We start from the raw sequence: 15,563 nt of genomic DNA, 5'->3' as shown, positions 1-15,563 counted from the left end.
TGTGGATCTCCAAACCGGATTGACCTGGGGCATCAAGCGCAGCTTCATCCGCTACATCGCCACGCTGCCAGACGGTCAGTACGCACTGGGAGGCGCTGCCTACCTGGGGGAGTCGAGCTATTTCACGTTCCCGGAGGTCGAGTGCGCGGGTGCGCCGTCCGTTCGACGCTTCTCCGGCACCATTCGAATGGGCGGCCATGGCGGACTGCTTGACCTGCTGATCGCCGATCCGTGGGTGGAGCGATCGGTTTCCGGGGTGGAACTGACCGTCGTCGATCCTGCGTCGTGGCCTGCCGGAAACCGCCGAATCGTGTTGGCGCGATTGGTAGGGCGCGGAACTGAATCGGATTCGGCAACACAGGTATTCGACGCGCACCTCGCCGAGCCCGGTGTGGCACTGTTCGGCGATCAGTACCCGGTCGGTACGGCGCTGGACACGGTGGTCATTGGCGCACAGCTGAATTCAGCGGTTGTGTCGACGGTGTGACCGCTCCCGTGAGGACTGCCTGCCATTGGGCGGTGACGACATCGATTATCGCAGCAGGGTCCGACGGTGCAGAACGCACGAACACGAAATAGAGCGTGCGTTCGAAACCGAGCATCGTTGTGATGAGTAAGAGACGTGCCCGGTCGCGTTCAGGACCGATCGGATGGCGGTTCAGGAAGCCGACCATCGCGTCCGCGGATTCACCCAGAGTCTGATACCACCGTTGTGCGACAAGGGGTTCGACGGACAATGCATGCTCGAGTGTCTCAAACTGTTTCCGTCGTCGAGTCCAGAGAATCGAGGTGGTCTCCACCCATTCTCGAATGGCATCATGATCGGAGGCGTCGAGTGAGTCCAGTGCGCCATAGGACTTCACAACCTCTGGGCTGAGCTGCTCGAGCATGGCGGCGACCAACTCTGCTTTCGCGCTGAAATGTAAGTAGAGGTTGGCGCGACTGACGCCGGCCGCTTTCGCTATCGCATCCATGGTGATGGTGTCGTAACCGGCCTCGGAAAACAGTGGAATCGCGCTGTCGACGATACGGGCACGTGTGGCCTGCTTCTTACGTCCGGTGCGCGGGGACGATCCATCCGTGCCCGGTGTCGGTTCGGAGTCGCTCATACGACCATCGTAATCGGGGCGCTGAACTGCAGATATCTAGAAACTGGACTCGAATCCAGAAAAAAACTAGACAGCGATCTAGTTTTGGGTAATATGTGTCCTACACCACTTGCCGACCGCGATCGCGGTCACCTCACTCTCCAATTCCACTCGAGGAGTTCCCCGTGAAACTTGCCGGAAGAATTGCGTTCATCACCGGAGCGGGCTCCGGAATCGGCGCCGCGACAGCTCGCCTGTTCTCCGAGGAGGGTGCGACGGTCATCGGAGCCGACATTTCCGAAGCGAATGTCAAAGAGGTGATGTCGGACATCGAACGGGGTGAAGGAATCGCTCTCGACGTCGCCGACAGCACGGCTGTGAGAGAAGCGTTCGACTACGTCGAGAAGCGTTACGGCGCTTTGCATGTACTGGTGAACGGGGCGGGAATCAACGCACCCACCCGTGAGGAGAACCAGCGACTGGTGGATGTCAACGTGGCCGTGGCCGCCGCGCACAAACGGGGGGAGACCCTGCACCCTGACTTCCTCTCGGGTGTCACGGACGAGCATTTCGACCGAGTGCTCTCCGTGAACCTCAAGGGTCCATTCTTCACGATTCGCGAGGCGGTTCCGCTGATGAGACGGTCGGGCGGTGGCTCGATAGTCAACATCTCCAGTGTTTCCGCTCTCGTCGGAACTCCGATGCCCCTGTATTACCCAGCCTCCAAGGCCGGTGTGTTGGGGATGACCCGCGCCGCCGCCGGCGAGTTGGCGCCACACAACATTCGGGTCAACGCTGTTGCACCGGGTGCCGTCGACACTCCGCTTCTGCGGGCACAGCCGGACGAGATCGTCGATTCCATCGCAGGCGTACAACCCATTCCGAGCCTGGCACAGCCAGAAGACCTCGCGCAGACGATGCTCTTCCTCGCCTCGGACGACAGCAAGTACTACACCGGTCAAACCCTGTCGCCGTCCGGCGGCCTGTACATGTGACCACCGGACTCAGCCCACCAGAAGGAGCCACATCATGAGCACAACCCTGACCCGACCGACATCATTCGACCACTCCGCGTTGGATCGAATCCGCGAAACCATCAGCTCCGACGTCGAGGCCGGAAGATACGACGGTGCGGTGATAGCCATCGCCCGGCACGGCGAAGTCGGTATACATGAGGCGATCGGTTACGCCGACCGCGCTACCGGTCGGGCGGCCGACCTCGACGACGTCTTCTGGATTTTCTCGATGACCAAGGCGTTCACCAACATTCTGGTTCTGCAGGCAATTGATCGTGGACAGCTGGATCTGACCACCCGCGTGGTCGACGTGATCCCCGAGTTCGTCGGTCGTGATCCGTTTCGGGCGGCGAAGAAGGACCGCATCAACGTCGGTCACCTGCTCACCCACAGGGCCGGACTGGTGGTGACACCGACCCCGCTTCCCTACGCCGAACTGGGAAACCTCCACGCTGTGATCGACGCGATCAGCCAACTCGACGTCGTCGGCGAACCAGGCGGCACCTTCAACTACTCGCCGACGCTCAATCATGCGCTTCTCGGCGAGATGGTCCGCCGCGCCACCGGTTACGGCAGCTACGGAGAACTGCTTCGGAGCGAACTCCTCAGTCCATTGCAGATGAACAACACCGCGCTGGGAGCACCCGAGGCCTGGGCTTCGCGCATGGTGCCCATCACCGCCAGCTATCCGCCCGGTGGCTGGCTGAAAGCTGCCGACATCGAGATCATGCAGGAGATCGTCGTCGAGGGCGCCGAGATGCCGTGGGTAGGTGCAGTGTCAACCACCGGAGACATCCTGCGCTTTGCCGAAATGATCAGGTGCGGAGGAACACTTGACGGAGTGCGTGTTCTGTCACCACGCATTCTGGACCTCGCCACCACCCTGCAGACCGGCACGGCACCCAACGATCTGTACGCGATGCTGTGTCAGGCCCGTGGGTGGGAAGTGCCCCCGGGGAACTTCGGTCTCGGTTTCGCGCTGCGCGGGGAGGGTGTCTACCCGAGCTTCTTCGGCGCATCGACCAGTCCGCGTACACATGGCAACTACGGCGCAGGGTCCACGCTGTTCTGGGTCGACCCCGAAAGTGACCTCACCTTCGTATGTCTGACCGCCGGGGTGATGGAGGAAGGCGACAATCTCGCCCGCTTCCAGCGCCTGTCCACCATGGCCAGCGCCTCCGCCCTCTGAGAAGGAATCCCGACAATGACCAGCATCTTTGACCAACGACCGGTTACACCAGCGGATTTCGACCCCCTCAGTGAGACTGCGCTGAGCGATCCGGCGTCGATGTACGACCGGATCCGCACCGAACAGCCCGTGTTCTGGCATGACCAATTGCGGACATGGGTCGTGACCGACCGAGCTGACGTCGACAGAGTTCTGATGGACTGGAAGACGTTCTCGTGCAAAGGGAACGGCAGCAGCATTCCGGTACCAGACCAGTTCGCCTCCGTCGTCACCTCTGAGCTGATGGCGCACATCTCCGTCAGCATGGATCCACCAGTGCACACCGAGATGCGCCGCGTTGCCCAGCGCGGGTTCCTCAAACCCGTCATCGAAGCACTCGAACCGCAGATCGTTGCGCGTGCCAACCGGATCATCGACCGCTGGGCGGAACGGGGATCCGCCGAACTGATGGAAGACTACTGCCTCGAGCTCACCACCCAGACGCTGATGGCGCTGATGGATCTGCCGGATTCGTACGAGCCGATGATGCGTCAGCTACGCGACGACCATTTCGCGGTGCTGGCCAGCGGGCGAGAACCCATGGAGGAGCCCCGGCGTACCGAGGTGTGGTCCAGGTACATCGCTGCGCAATTGGCCTTGCGTGAGCTTGTTGTCGAGCGCCGTGACAGCACGGCGACTGATCTCATCTCGGTGATGTCCTCGGCTCGCAATCGCGACGGCGAGCCAGTCCTGTCGGTGGAGCGTGTCGCACTGCATCTGTGCGAATTCTCCGCCGCGGGCACCGATACGACGGCGCAGGGAATGGCCAATGCAGTCATCTTCCTGTCGCGCAATACAGATCAGCTCCGCGAGGCGCAGTCCGACCCCACTCTATGGCCGCGGGTTTTCGAGGAGACTCTGCGACGACGACCTTCCGCACCATTCGCCTCACGGCAGGCGACCGTCGATGTCGAGCTGTCGGGAGTCACCATCCCGGCCGGGGATATGGTGTGGCTCGCGTTGGCGAGCGCGAACAACGATCCCGAGTACTACCAGGAGCCGAGCAAGTGGGACATCCACCGTGCCGAGCCCACTGATCACTATTCGTTCACCAAAGGTCGCCATACCTGCCTCGGGCAGCCACTCGGACGCACCCAGGGAACCGCGGGGGTCCGCACGCTCTTCGAGCGCTTGCCGAGTCTGCGGATCGCTCCCGATTTCGAGCAGGACTTCCTGCCGTTGATCATGCTCCCGATCCGGCGCAGCCTTGCCGCGACCTGGAATCCAGCTGACGCCGCCCACGAGTCGGTCACCGAGTAAGCCTTACCCGTTTTCTTCCTCAGCGACACAGGACCACGACATGAACACGAATGCCTCGACCGATACGGTCGCGCCGCCGATGGTGGCGGACACGCAGATGACGTTGACCGTCACTGAACGGAAAGTAGTCGCCGACGGTGTCGTGGAGCTGACCTTGGCTTCGCCCGAGGGCGCCCCGCTTCCCGAATGGACACCCGGTGCACATCTGGACCTGATCCTGCGGCCGGACCTGGTACGTCAGTACTCATTGTGTGGCGATCCTGCCGAACGCGGGTCTTACCGGGTTGCAGTCCTCCGTGAACCAGAGAGCCGCGGCGGCTCTGTCGCGGTCCACGACACTCTTGCCGTCGAGTCCGAGCTCGCCACACGAGGCCCGCGCAACAATTTCACTCTGGTCGACGCCGACGAATACGTCTTCGTGGCCGGCGGCATCGGCATCACTCCATTGGTCCCCATGATCGCCGCGGCCCACGCACAGGGGATTCCGTTCCGCCTGTTCTACGGAGGGCGATCCCGGTCGTCGATGGCGTATGCGCGAGAGCTGAGCGAGCGGTATCCGGGCGAGGTCACGATCTGCCCTCAGGACGAGGTCGGCCACTTGGATCTGCCGACGATTCTGGGCGAACCCAGGCCCCGATTGCGCGTCTACACGTGCGGTCCCGGCCCACTGCTCGACGCCGTCGACTCCTATTGCGCCACATGGCCTTCCGGCTCGGTGAACACGGAGCGTTTCCGGGCGATCCGCCCCACCCCGGACATGTCGGACACCGAATTCGAGGTCGAGCTGGCTCTTACCGGAGTGACCGTGTCGGTACCTGCTGGACTGTCGATCCTCGACGTTGCCGAGGCAGCGGGCGCGATGGTGGTGTCGTCTTGCCGAGAGGGAACCTGCGGTAGCTGTGAGACCCCGATTCTCGAAGGGACTGCCGACCATCGGGACTCGCTGCTGACGCAGGACGAGAAGGACGCTCAGGAGACGATGTTCATCTGTGTGTCGCGGTCGTGCTCGGAACGGCTTGTTCTCGACCTCTGAGCCCGCGCCCGAGTCGAGTAGACAGAATGCTCACACGGAGTTAGGGGGTGGGAGAGGAGAACTACCGCCGCCTCACTGCCCGCCGCGATGAGCGAACTCGCGCTGTACTCGACGCGCTCGATTCTGTCCGGGCCCGACGACGAGTAGTCGCACCGAGCAGGACTAATATCACTCGTAAGGCTGGCTAACTTCAGTAGCTGAGGTGATGTGAGATGACGTTGCGCACTCGAGTAGCAGATCGCATTCTTTCTGCGGCGGAATCCCTTGTCGGGGTCCCGATAGGCCTTCGTGTCAGAGCCTGGGACGGGAGTACGGCGGGGTCTTCGGACGTGCCCGGCGAGGTTGTCTTCGAGAACCGTCGAGCCCTCCGCCACATCCTCTGGGCGCCCAACGAAATCGGACTCGCCCGCGCGTACATTTCCGGCGACCTCGACATCACGGGTCCCGTTGTCGACGTCCTCGACCGCCCGGAGGTCATCAACCGCTTCGGACATCATGAGCTGGCACACGTCGAGCTCGGTTCGATGCTGAAACTGTTCGCGACGCTGGCGCGACTCGGCGGCATCGGGCGTCGACCCCTTCCGCCGCGCACCGAGGTCAGAACTCAACGAGGGTCACGACACAGCCGCGCCCGCGACGCGGCGGCCATCTCGCATCACTACGACGTGGGTAACAACTTCTACCGACTCGTTCTCGGACCGAGCATGGTGTACTCGTGTGGGTATTGGCGGGACGGCCGCGAAGGCACGCTCGAGGCAGCCCAGCGCGACAAGCTTGACCTCATCTGCCGCAAACTCGACCTCGCGCCGGGCAAGCGGTTACTCGACGTCGGATGCGGTTGGGGTTCCTTGGCCATTCACGCCGCGCAGCACTATGGCGTGGACGTCGTCGGCGTGACTCTCAGCGAGGAGCAACAGCTGCTGGCCAAGCAGCGCGTGCACGACGCTCGGCTTGACGACCGCGTCGAGATCCGACTGCAGGATTATCGGGATGTCGACGACGGTCCGTTTGACGCGATCGCATCGGTGGGAATGAGCGAGCACGTCGGAGCAGCTCAGATGGACGGTTACGCAGAGCATCTCGCCGAACTACTCGTCCCTGGCGGACGACTGCTCAACCACGCCATCGCCGCCATCGGGCCTGTCGCCGCACGCCGTCGCTGGGCCCCGAGCTTCATCGAGAGCTATATCTTCCCGGACGGCGAGATCCTGCCGCTCAGTACGGTTGCCGCATCGCTGGAGAAGGCGGGGCTGGAGATTCGTGACACCGAATCGCTTCGGGAGCACTATGCGCTGACCCTGCGGGCTTGGGTCGACAACCTGCAAGCTCACTGGGCGAAGGCGGTCGAACTCGCGGGGGTCGAGGTGACCCGCACCTGGTTGCTGTATCTAGCTGTGTGCGCGTTGGCATTTCACCGAGGGCGCGTCACAATCCATCAAGTGGTGGCGATCAAGCAGCACTCTGACGCAGAATCGGGGATGAGCTGGACGCGTGACGGCTGGTCACTGTCATCGACCAAACAGCGCTCACGCTGAGAAGTTGCATGCGTGCCTACGACACCAACGCCCGCAACACCCGCGCCATGGTGTCGACCGAGAGCACGTGCTCGCCGTCGCGCCCGATGTACTCGAGCGAGAGTCCGTTGATCAACGCGAGCACCACGACGGCGGCCTCGAGCGCCGGCACGTTGAGCCGTAAACCTCTGACAGCCACCACGTCCTCGATGTTCGCCGCGAGCGACTCCGCGAGGTGGACGCGCGCTGCGGTGTAGTCCTTCAGTAGTTGCGGGTCGCGATCGACCTCGGAACGGAACTCGGCGAACACGACGTTGGTGCGATATGTGTCCCGTATCTGTTTGAGGAGCACGAGAGCGAGCACTCGCATGTCGCGCTCGGCGTCGGCGTCGTCAGTCGGCGGCACCAGCCCCGGACCGGTGAAACCCGTTGCCCGCTCGGTGAACACCGACGACGTCAGGTCCATGAACAAGGCGCCCTTGCTCGCGAAGTTCGAGTACACCGCACCCTTGGAGTAGCCGGCACGGCCCGCGATCATCTCCAACGACGTATTCGCGTAGCCGCGTTCGAGAAACACGTCGCGTGCGGCGGCTCGGATATCGGCCTGCACGTCCGCACGACTCGGACGACGTCTCGGCTGGTCGTCGACCTCCGTCCCGGCGTCGGAGGTGGTGGAGCTTGACGATTCCGCTGTCATCGGGACATTATCGACCACGGTGACCAGTACCAGCGGTATCGAGAAGGTTCGGTTCACTCAGGCAAGTCGGGGGCGTCGATGAGTTGGCGGTCCCGCTCGTCGACGTCATGGCGCGCCTTCTCGATACCGCTGCCGCGTACCCTCGTCGTCCGAGTGGTAGCGACTGCGCTTCTGGACGATGATCCCGGCTCCGATGATGATCACCGCCGAGATCGCGGAGAAGATGATCGCCTGACGCTGATCGTTGTCGAAGACCATCAGGATCAGCACCGCCAGGATGAACAGCATCACCACACCGGTCAGGTACGGGAACAGCCACATCCGCACCGGCGGCCGTTGCCCCTCGGCGCGCAGCACCCGGCCCAGCCGCCACTGGCTTGCGGCGATGGTCAGGTAGACGAACAGTGCGATCGCACCGCTCGTCGCGAGCAGCCACGCAAAGATCTTGTCCGGCAACACGTAGTTGCCGATGACGGCGAGGAATCCGACGACCATCGACATCAGCACAGCCACCCACGGCACGCCCTTCGGAGTCAGGCTGCGCACGACCTGCGGGGCGTCGTGCCTGGTGCCGAGCGAGAACATCATGCGCGACGCCGTGTACAGCGCCGAGTTCAGACACGACGCCACAGCGGTCAGGATCACGATGTCCATGATGATCCGCGACCCCGGAATGCCGATGGCCTCGAGCACCGACTGATACGAGCCGTCGTCGAGTTTGTTGTACGGCATCAGTGCAACCACAACGAAGATCGAACCGATGTAGAACAACGAGATCCGCCAGATCACCGAGTTGACGGCCTTGGTGATCCCCTTCTCCGGGTTCGGCGATTCGGCGGCAGCGATGGTCACGATCTCGGTGCCCATGAACGAGAACATCGTGATCAACATGCCTGCGATGACCGCCCCGAATCCGTTGGGCATGAAGCCATCCGGTTCCCACAGATGGTTCACGCCGCTCACCGTCGAATCAGGGATCCAGCCGAGAATGGCGGCGACACCGACGAGGATGAACGCGACGATCGCCACGACCTTGATGAGCGCGAACCAGAACTCGAACTCGCCGTAGTTGCCGACGCTCGCCAGGTTGGTCACCGTCAGCAGCAACGTGACCGCCAATGCCCAGATCCATTGCTGGCCGCCGACGAGGTCGGTGAGGATCTTCGCTGCGGCCGTCGCCTCGACCGGGATCACCAGCACCCAGAACCACCAGTAGAGCCAGCCGACGGAGAAACCTGCCCAGTGGCCGAGCGCGCGGTCGGCGTAGACCGAGAACGAACCCGTGTCGGGATTGGCGGTGGCCATCTCGCCGAGCATCCGCATCACCAGCACCACGAGTGTGCCCGCCAATGCGTAGGAGATCAGGACCGCGGGCCCGGCCTTCTCGATGGCGTTCGCCGACCCGACGAACAGACCCGCGCCGATCACTCCGGCGATCGAGATCATGGTGATGTGGCGGGGTTTGAGATTCGACCCCAGGGAGGTGGGTGCTTCCTCCGTGGATGTGTCCGGCTTGGTGGTTGCCATGGTCCTGCGACGTCCCTTCGCGACGGTATTGACCCGATGTGGTGCGGGTGCTGTTTGTTTGGCGGTGCGCCCGATGGTGTGGGGCGACGATGACGACCCGATGTGTGTGGGTATGTCAGTTACCGACGGCTAACCCTACGGAACGCCGCGCTGCCGCACGCAGGAATCCCGCAACGTCGCGAATGTCCGAGTCATGGCAGTACCCCGAGGGATTCGAATGCCGACAGCGCGGCATCGCCGGTGGTCCAGAGTGCGGTGATGTCCGCGACCGACGCATCGTGGCTGCGACGGTCCTGCAGTGCGAGGCCGTTGCCGAAGGTCAGCACGTTGTATCCGACGTCGGCGGCGCGCAGCATCGGCCCGGTCGCCTTCCCGGCACCCACCAGCCGATCGAGGCCGTCGCCGACGAAGTAGAACCGGAAGGTCGGTCCGAGATCGACGTGATACACCCGATTGGTTTCGCGGACTATCGAATCACCATGCGCGGCAATGGCATCGACGAGACGGAAGAAGTCCGACGCATCGTCGGGTGTGGTCCGTGCATCTGCGGTGGCATACGCGAGGTCGACGGTGATGTGCGCGTTGTACCCCGTGAGCGCCGCCCGCGCTCCGGAGACACCGCAGTCCCGCGTCAGCCCGAAGTACCGCGCCCACTGCGGTGGCACGTGCTCGCCGGAGAACTCGGCGTGCGTCGCGTCGAGGAATCGGTCGAGCAACCGCAGACTGATCACCGGTGCCCAGCGCGGATTGCGGAACGTCGCGGGTCGTCGTTGCAGCGGCATCACCGCGTCGCGTTCGACGGCCGCCAATCCGAGTGCGAACAACCCGCGCCGGTCCCGATGGGTGGTCAGGATGTCGGTGATCTGCCGGAGCTTCCCGACCTGTCGCTCCAGCGCGGGTAGTGCCGAGCCGGTATCGCCCGCGGTGTCCGACAACTCGACGATCCGACGAACATCGCTCGCCGACAGCGGGTCGCCACAGGCGCGCGTGACGTCGGGGCGGCCTGGCGGCGCGGCCGACACCGATCCGGCGACCGTGCCCGCGGCGGTGAGGCACACGAGCACGCTGACCGCCGTGACCAGCATGAACCTGGGCGAAACCATCATCCGATGGTACTTTCGACGGCGCCTGTCGGCAGGGCTTGCGAAGATTCCGCAAGCCGGCGCTGCTTCTGTGCTCCGAGCACAACAGGTCCGTGAAAGTCTGGTGCGCGGGGCCGTTCTCCGTCACAGACTTCGCCGTTAGTGTTCTAGCTCACATCCACCGAGCAGAGGACACATTCACAGTGAGCGCCACGTCGTATTTTCCCTGGGAACTTGCCCACCGCGGCACCGCCCCGTGCGTCCGCGACGACTCCACCACCCTCGACTACGCGGGCTTCGCCGATCGGGTCGACGCCGTGGCCGAGCAGTTCGAGGCCCTGGGCCTACGACGCGGCGACGTCGTCGCGACGTTCCTGCCCAACCGCGTCGAACTGCTCATCGCCCTCGCCGCGGCGTGGCGTCTCGGCGCCGTCGCCACCCCGGTCAACCCGGCGTTCACAGCGTCGGAGGCCGAGTACCAACTCGCCGATTCGGGTGCCCGTCTGGTCGTCGTCGACGACGCCGCACTCAGCGCCACACCCGACCGCGCGGTCGTGCACGTCGACGATCTCGCCACCAACACCTCGTCCTGGACACCGCCAACGTCCCCTTCCATGTCCGACGACGCTCTGCTGATCTACACGTCCGGGTCGACCGGCAGGCCAAAGGGTGTGCGACTGGCCCACGAGAACCTGCACTACATGGCGTCGACGATGAAAGAACTACTGTCGCTCACCACAGCCGACCACGCGCTTCTAGTGCTGCCGCTGTTCCACGTCAACGCGATCTGCGTCAGCTTCCTCGCGCCGATCCTCGCGGGCGGCCAGCTCAGCATCACCGGGAAGTTCTCACCCTCACGCTTCTTCACCGACCTGTACACGCTGCGCCCCACCTACTTCTCGGCCGTTCCCACCATCTACGGGCTTCTCGTCTCCCACCCCGACGTCAGCGCGGAGGCTTTCACGTCACTGCGCTTCGCGATCTGTGGTGCCGCACCGATCTCGAAGGAACTCCTCGACCACGTCGAGTCGACGTTCGGCATCCCGATCCTGCAGGGTTACGGCCTGACCGAAGGCACCTGCGCCTCGGCGTGCAATCCGCTCGACGGAGAACGGAAGTCGGGAACCGTCGGGCCGGCGCTACCTGGCCAGACCATCCGCATCGTCGGTCCCGACGGCGCCGAGGTACCGACCGGCGAGCCGGGTGAGGTGCTCATCTCCGGAGCGAGCGTGATGCGCGGCTACCTCAACCGGCCCGAAGCGACCGCCAGCACCGTCGTCGACGGGTGGCTGCACACCGGCGACGTCGGAACCCTCGACGCCGACGGCTACCTCACCCTGGTCGACCGCATCAAGGACATGATCATCCGCGGCGGAGAGAACCTGTATCCCAAGGAGATCGAGAACGCACTCGCCACACATCCGGCGGTGCTGGAATGCGCAGTCGTCGGAGCCCCCGACCCGGTCTACGGCGAGGTTCCCGTCGCATTCGTCGTCGCCTACCCCGACAAACCTGTCACCGAGACCGAACTCGCCGACCACGTCGCAGGCATCCTCACAAAGGCCAAGCGCCCCAGCGAAATCAACCTCGTCAACCAGCTTCCGCGCAATCCGGTCGGCAAGATCGACAAACCCGGTTTACGACGCCGCGTCCGCGAACCCCAGCCGACGTAGAGCCGAGCCGACGGGTCCGCGCGACCCAGTCCACCGCCGAGCACACGACAGCACCGTCAACCACCACCCGACGCCACGTCGGGCCGACCCCGCACGCCCACACGAGCCCGTTTAAAGGAGAAACACCATGGGTCTTGTACAACCCGACTTCCCACCAGTCGACCCGGACACCTTCCTGGAGAAACCGTTCTTCGACCGCATGCGCGTGCTGTCCACGCACTGGGCCGAATACGGCTTCGGTACCCCGAAGATGTTGCAGGTCATCTACCTCGTGAAGATCATCGTGCTCTACTTGGGCATCGGTCTGACCATCGCGACCTTCACGTCGGGACTCAACGTGTTGCACGTATCGCAATGGTGGAACGAGCCGATCATCTATCAGAAGGCCATCCTGTGGACCCTGCTGATCGAGGCCCTCGGACTCGGCGGCTCCTGGGGGCCGCTTGCAGGACACTTCAAGCCGATGACCGGCGGGTTGCTGTTCTGGCTGCGTCCGCAGACGATCCGGCTCCCACCGTGGCCTGGCAAGGTGCCGCTGACCAAGGGCGATTCGCGCACGGTGTTCGACGTCGCGATCTACGCGCTGCTGCTGATCACTACCGCTGTCGCTGTGGTGCTTCCAGGTGTGCAGTCGAGTTGGCTCAACGAAGTGGCACCCACCTCGCACGGCCTGGTCAATCCGGCTCTGATCTACCCGGTGATCGCGCTGCTGGTCATCATCGGTTTGCGCGACAAGGTCATCTTCATCGCCGCGCGTGGTGAGCAATACCTACCCGCGCTGGTCTTCTTCGGCTTCCTTCCCTTCGTCGACATGATCCTCGCGCTGAAGCTGCTGATCGTGTCGGTGTGGGTCGGCGCGGGTATTTCCAAGCTGGGACACCACTTCTCGATGGTCATCCCGCCGATGATGTCGAATACGCCGTGGCTGACGATCAAGGCACTCAAGCGCGCCAACTACCGCGACTTCCCCACTGACCTGCGCCCGTCGAAGGTTGCAGGCGGTATCGGCCACGTGCTCGGCACGATCGTCGAGGTCGCGACACCCCTGGTCCTGCTGTTCTCCACCAACAAGTGGCTCACCCTCGCCGCGGTGGTGTTGATGGTGGGCTTCCACCTGTTCATCTTCTCGACGTTCCCCCTCGCGGTTCCGCTCGAGTGGAATCTCCTGTTCGCCTATGCAGCAATCTTCCTCTTCTGGGGCTACCCCGCATGGGACGGCTTCGCACTCAGCGACACGACGATGCCGTGGGCACTGGTCCTCATCGCGATCGCGCTCTGCTTCTTCCCGGTGCTCGGCAACCTGCGCCCGGACCTGGTGTCGTTCCTGCCATCGATGCGTCAGTACGCCGGCAACTGGGCATCGGCCACCTGGGCCTTCGCGCCGGGCGCCGAGGAGAAACTCGAGCAGCACATCGTCCGATCCTCGCCGAACACCCGCACGCAGCTGCTCGCGTCCTACCCACCGGAGGTCGCCGACGTCGTGATGCATCAGATGCTCGCATGGCGGTCGATGCACAGCCAGGGTCGCGCGCTGTACTCGCTGATGAGCCGCCACCTCGGCGACGACATCAACACCTACACCCTGCGTGAAGGCGAGTTCGCATGTAACTCGTTGGTAGCCTTCAACTTCGGTGACGGACACCTGCACGACGCGAAGATGATCGCCGCACTGCAGCGACGCTGTAACTTCGCTCCCGGCGAGTTCCTCGTCGCGTGGATCGAGTCGCAGCCCATCCACAAGGGCACCCAGCAGTACCAGGTGATCGATGCGGCACTCGGCGTGATCGAGCGCGGTTCCTACCGGGTCACCGATGCCATCGCCGAGCAGCCGTGGCTGCCCAACGGGCCGATCCCGATCGACGTCGAATGGACGCTCGACGTTGACGCGGCCCGTGCGTTGACTGATCCTGAGGTGATGACCGAACCGAAGATGCGCGGCGCCGACGCGCAGGAGCAGGTGTAGCCGGTGACCTCTGCGGTCATAGTCGGCGGCGGGCCCAATGGGCTCGCCGCCGCCCTGCACCTTGCTCGCAACGACGTCGAGGTCACCGTGCTCGAAGCCGCCGACACCGTCGGCGGTGGCGCGCGGTCGGGAGAGCTGACGCTCCCCGGCGTCATCCACGACCACTGCTCGGCATTTCATCCGCTCGCCGTCGGCTCGCCGTTCTGGCGAGACGTCGGACTCGAGCAGCACGGACTCGTCTGGCGGTGGCCCGAGATCGATTGCGCCCACCCGCTGGACTCGGGAGACGCAGGCCTGCTCTATCAGTCCATCGACGAGACTGCCGCGGGGCTCGGCGAGGATGGTCGACGCTGGCGACTGTTCTTCGGTGATGTGGCAAGCGGATTCGACGACCTGTCCGCCGACCTGCTTCGCCCGATCATCAACGTACCTCGACATCCTTTGCGGCTGGCGGCATTCGGGCCGCGCGCACTGCTTCCCGCTTCCGCTGTTGCGCGCGTGTTCCGCTCACCGCGGGCACGCGCGCTCTTCGGAGGTATCGCTGCGCACGCGTTCAACCGCCTCGACCGTCCGATGACGGCGTCTCTCGGCATGATGATCGCCGCGAGCGGCCATCGCTACGGATGGCCCGTGGCAGAAGGCGGTTCGGGCGCGATCATTGACGCCGTCGTGTCGGTGTTGCGCTCGTACGGCGTCAAGATCGAGACCGGTGTCCGGGTCAGCGCGCGCACCGACATACCCGACGCCGATCTCGTCCTCCTCGACCTCTCGCCCGAGCAGGCCCTGGCGATCTACGGCGACGAGATGCCGTCGCGGATCGCGCGGTCATATCGGCGATACCGCGTCGGATCGTCGGCGTTCAAGGTCGACTACGCAATCGACGGCGACATCCCGTGGACCAACCCCGACTGCGGTCGTGCAGGAACTGTGCACCTCGGCGGAACGTTCGACGAGGTGGCCTCCACCGAAGCCAGTCGCGCCGGCGGCGTCATGGTGCCGAATCCCTTTGTGTTGCTGGGTCAGCAGTACGTCGCCGATCCAACGCGGAGTGCCGGCAACGTCAATCCCGTCTACGCCTACGCGCACGTTCCCAGGGGCTACGAGGGTGACGCCACCGACCTCGTCACGCAGCAGATCGAGCGTTTCGCACCGGGTTTCCGCGATCGGATCCTCGCGACGCGCAGCACGGGAACCCGCCAATTACATGACTACAACGCCAATTTCGCCGCGGGCGACATCATCGGCGGCGCCAATGACGGGCTGCAGATGTTGATGCGCCCGCGTGTGGCCATCGACCCGTACTGGCTCGGCGTCGACGGCGTGTACCTGTGCTCACAGTCGACGCCGCCCGGCGCCGGTGTGCACGGGCTGTGCGGTGTCAACGCCGCCACGTCGGCGCTGAAGAGGCTGGGTCGCAAGCGGTGAGTGCCTCGATACCCGGACTGACGCCGGGGCTGCCCCTGCATGATCCGCAGTTGCCGC

Annotated in this window: 13 protein-coding genes; 9 read left to right on the top strand and 4 right to left on the bottom strand. The window is 64.1% G+C overall.

The window, feature by feature from the left end:
• Position 1 precedes the first annotated feature (1 nt).
• Positions 2 to 487, top strand: a complete 486-nt coding sequence (locus LK459_RS09195) for an HtaA domain-containing protein (RefSeq protein ID WP_227922928.1) — start codon at positions 2 to 4, stop codon at positions 485 to 487.
• Here the strand turns inward: LK459_RS09195 and LK459_RS09190 are convergent.
• On the bottom strand, positions 444 to 1,109 hold the full coding sequence (locus LK459_RS09190; RefSeq protein WP_227922926.1) for a TetR/AcrR family transcriptional regulator: 666 nt from the start codon (positions 1,107 to 1,109) through the stop codon (positions 444 to 446). The two genes, LK459_RS09195 and LK459_RS09190, sit on opposite strands and share 44 nt — an antisense overlap.
• A gap of 164 nt (positions 1,110 to 1,273) precedes the next feature.
• On the opposite strand from LK459_RS09190, the gene LK459_RS09185 reads away from it, so the two are divergent.
• The 5 genes from LK459_RS09185 to LK459_RS09165 all read left to right on the top strand — a co-directional run bounded on the left by LK459_RS09185 (position 1,274) and on the right by LK459_RS09165 (position 7,160).
• Positions 1,274 to 2,083, top strand: coding sequence for an SDR family NAD(P)-dependent oxidoreductase (locus tag LK459_RS09185; RefSeq protein ID WP_227922924.1), 810 nt, complete (start codon positions 1,274 to 1,276; stop codon positions 2,081 to 2,083).
• Between the two features lie 34 nt (positions 2,084 to 2,117).
• Positions 2,118 to 3,293, top strand: coding sequence for a serine hydrolase domain-containing protein (locus LK459_RS09180; RefSeq protein ID WP_227922923.1), 1,176 nt, complete (start codon positions 2,118 to 2,120; stop codon positions 3,291 to 3,293).
• A gap of 15 nt (positions 3,294 to 3,308) precedes the next feature.
• A complete protein-coding gene (locus LK459_RS09175) occupies positions 3,309 to 4,592 on the top strand; it encodes a cytochrome P450 (RefSeq protein WP_227922921.1) in 1,284 nt (427 codons plus the stop codon).
• A 40-nt stretch (positions 4,593 to 4,632) separates the two neighbouring features.
• Positions 4,633 to 5,625, top strand: coding sequence for a PDR/VanB family oxidoreductase (locus tag LK459_RS09170; protein WP_407648756.1), 993 nt, complete (start codon positions 4,633 to 4,635; stop codon positions 5,623 to 5,625).
• A 212-nt stretch (positions 5,626 to 5,837) separates the two neighbouring features.
• The gene (locus tag LK459_RS09165; RefSeq protein WP_407648755.1) at positions 5,838 to 7,160 is read left to right on the top strand and encodes a class I SAM-dependent methyltransferase; all 1,323 of its coding nucleotides are present in this window, start codon (positions 5,838 to 5,840) and stop codon (positions 7,158 to 7,160) included.
• A gap of 16 nt (positions 7,161 to 7,176) precedes the next feature.
• Here LK459_RS09165 and LK459_RS09160 read toward each other — a convergent pair whose 3' ends face one another.
• The 3 genes from LK459_RS09160 to LK459_RS09150 form a co-directional block, all read right to left on the bottom strand.
• Positions 7,177 to 7,836: a TetR/AcrR family transcriptional regulator gene (locus tag LK459_RS09160; RefSeq protein ID WP_227922918.1), complete on the bottom strand. Its 660-nt coding sequence runs from the start codon at positions 7,834 to 7,836 to the stop codon at positions 7,177 to 7,179.
• A 105-nt stretch (positions 7,837 to 7,941) separates the two neighbouring features.
• A complete protein-coding gene (locus tag LK459_RS09155) occupies positions 7,942 to 9,363 on the bottom strand; it encodes an amino acid permease (protein ID WP_227922916.1) in 1,422 nt (473 codons plus the stop codon).
• 191 nt (positions 9,364 to 9,554) lie between these two features.
• Positions 9,555 to 10,466 carry a DUF5995 family protein gene (locus LK459_RS09150; RefSeq protein WP_227922914.1) on the bottom strand — a complete coding sequence of 304 codons (912 nt, stop codon included), beginning with the start codon at positions 10,464 to 10,466 and terminating at the stop codon, positions 9,555 to 9,557.
• 182 nt (positions 10,467 to 10,648) lie between these two features.
• On the opposite strand from LK459_RS09150, the gene LK459_RS09145 reads away from it, so the two are divergent.
• From LK459_RS09145 to LK459_RS09135, 3 genes are all read left to right on the top strand, one after another.
• On the top strand, positions 10,649 to 12,118 hold the full coding sequence (locus LK459_RS09145; protein ID WP_227922912.1) for a class I adenylate-forming enzyme family protein: 1,470 nt from the start codon (positions 10,649 to 10,651) through the stop codon (positions 12,116 to 12,118).
• 127 nt (positions 12,119 to 12,245) lie between these two features.
• Complete coding sequence (locus tag LK459_RS09140) at positions 12,246 to 14,081, top strand: DUF3556 domain-containing protein (RefSeq protein WP_227922910.1); 1,836 nt, start codon at positions 12,246 to 12,248, stop codon at positions 14,079 to 14,081.
• Between the two features lie 3 nt (positions 14,082 to 14,084).
• Positions 14,085 to 15,506: a phytoene desaturase family protein gene (locus tag LK459_RS09135; protein WP_227922908.1), complete on the top strand. Its 1,422-nt coding sequence runs from the start codon at positions 14,085 to 14,087 to the stop codon at positions 15,504 to 15,506.
• Positions 15,507 to 15,563: the final 57 nt, after the last annotated feature.

The sequence above is a fragment of the Gordonia otitidis genome, assembly GCF_020735545.1.
In the GTDB taxonomy this organism is placed as follows: domain Bacteria; phylum Actinomycetota; class Actinomycetes; order Mycobacteriales; family Mycobacteriaceae; genus Gordonia; species Gordonia otitidis.
The sequence above is the reverse complement of the archived record's forward strand: the minus strand, read 5'-3'. Positions and strand labels throughout refer to the sequence as shown.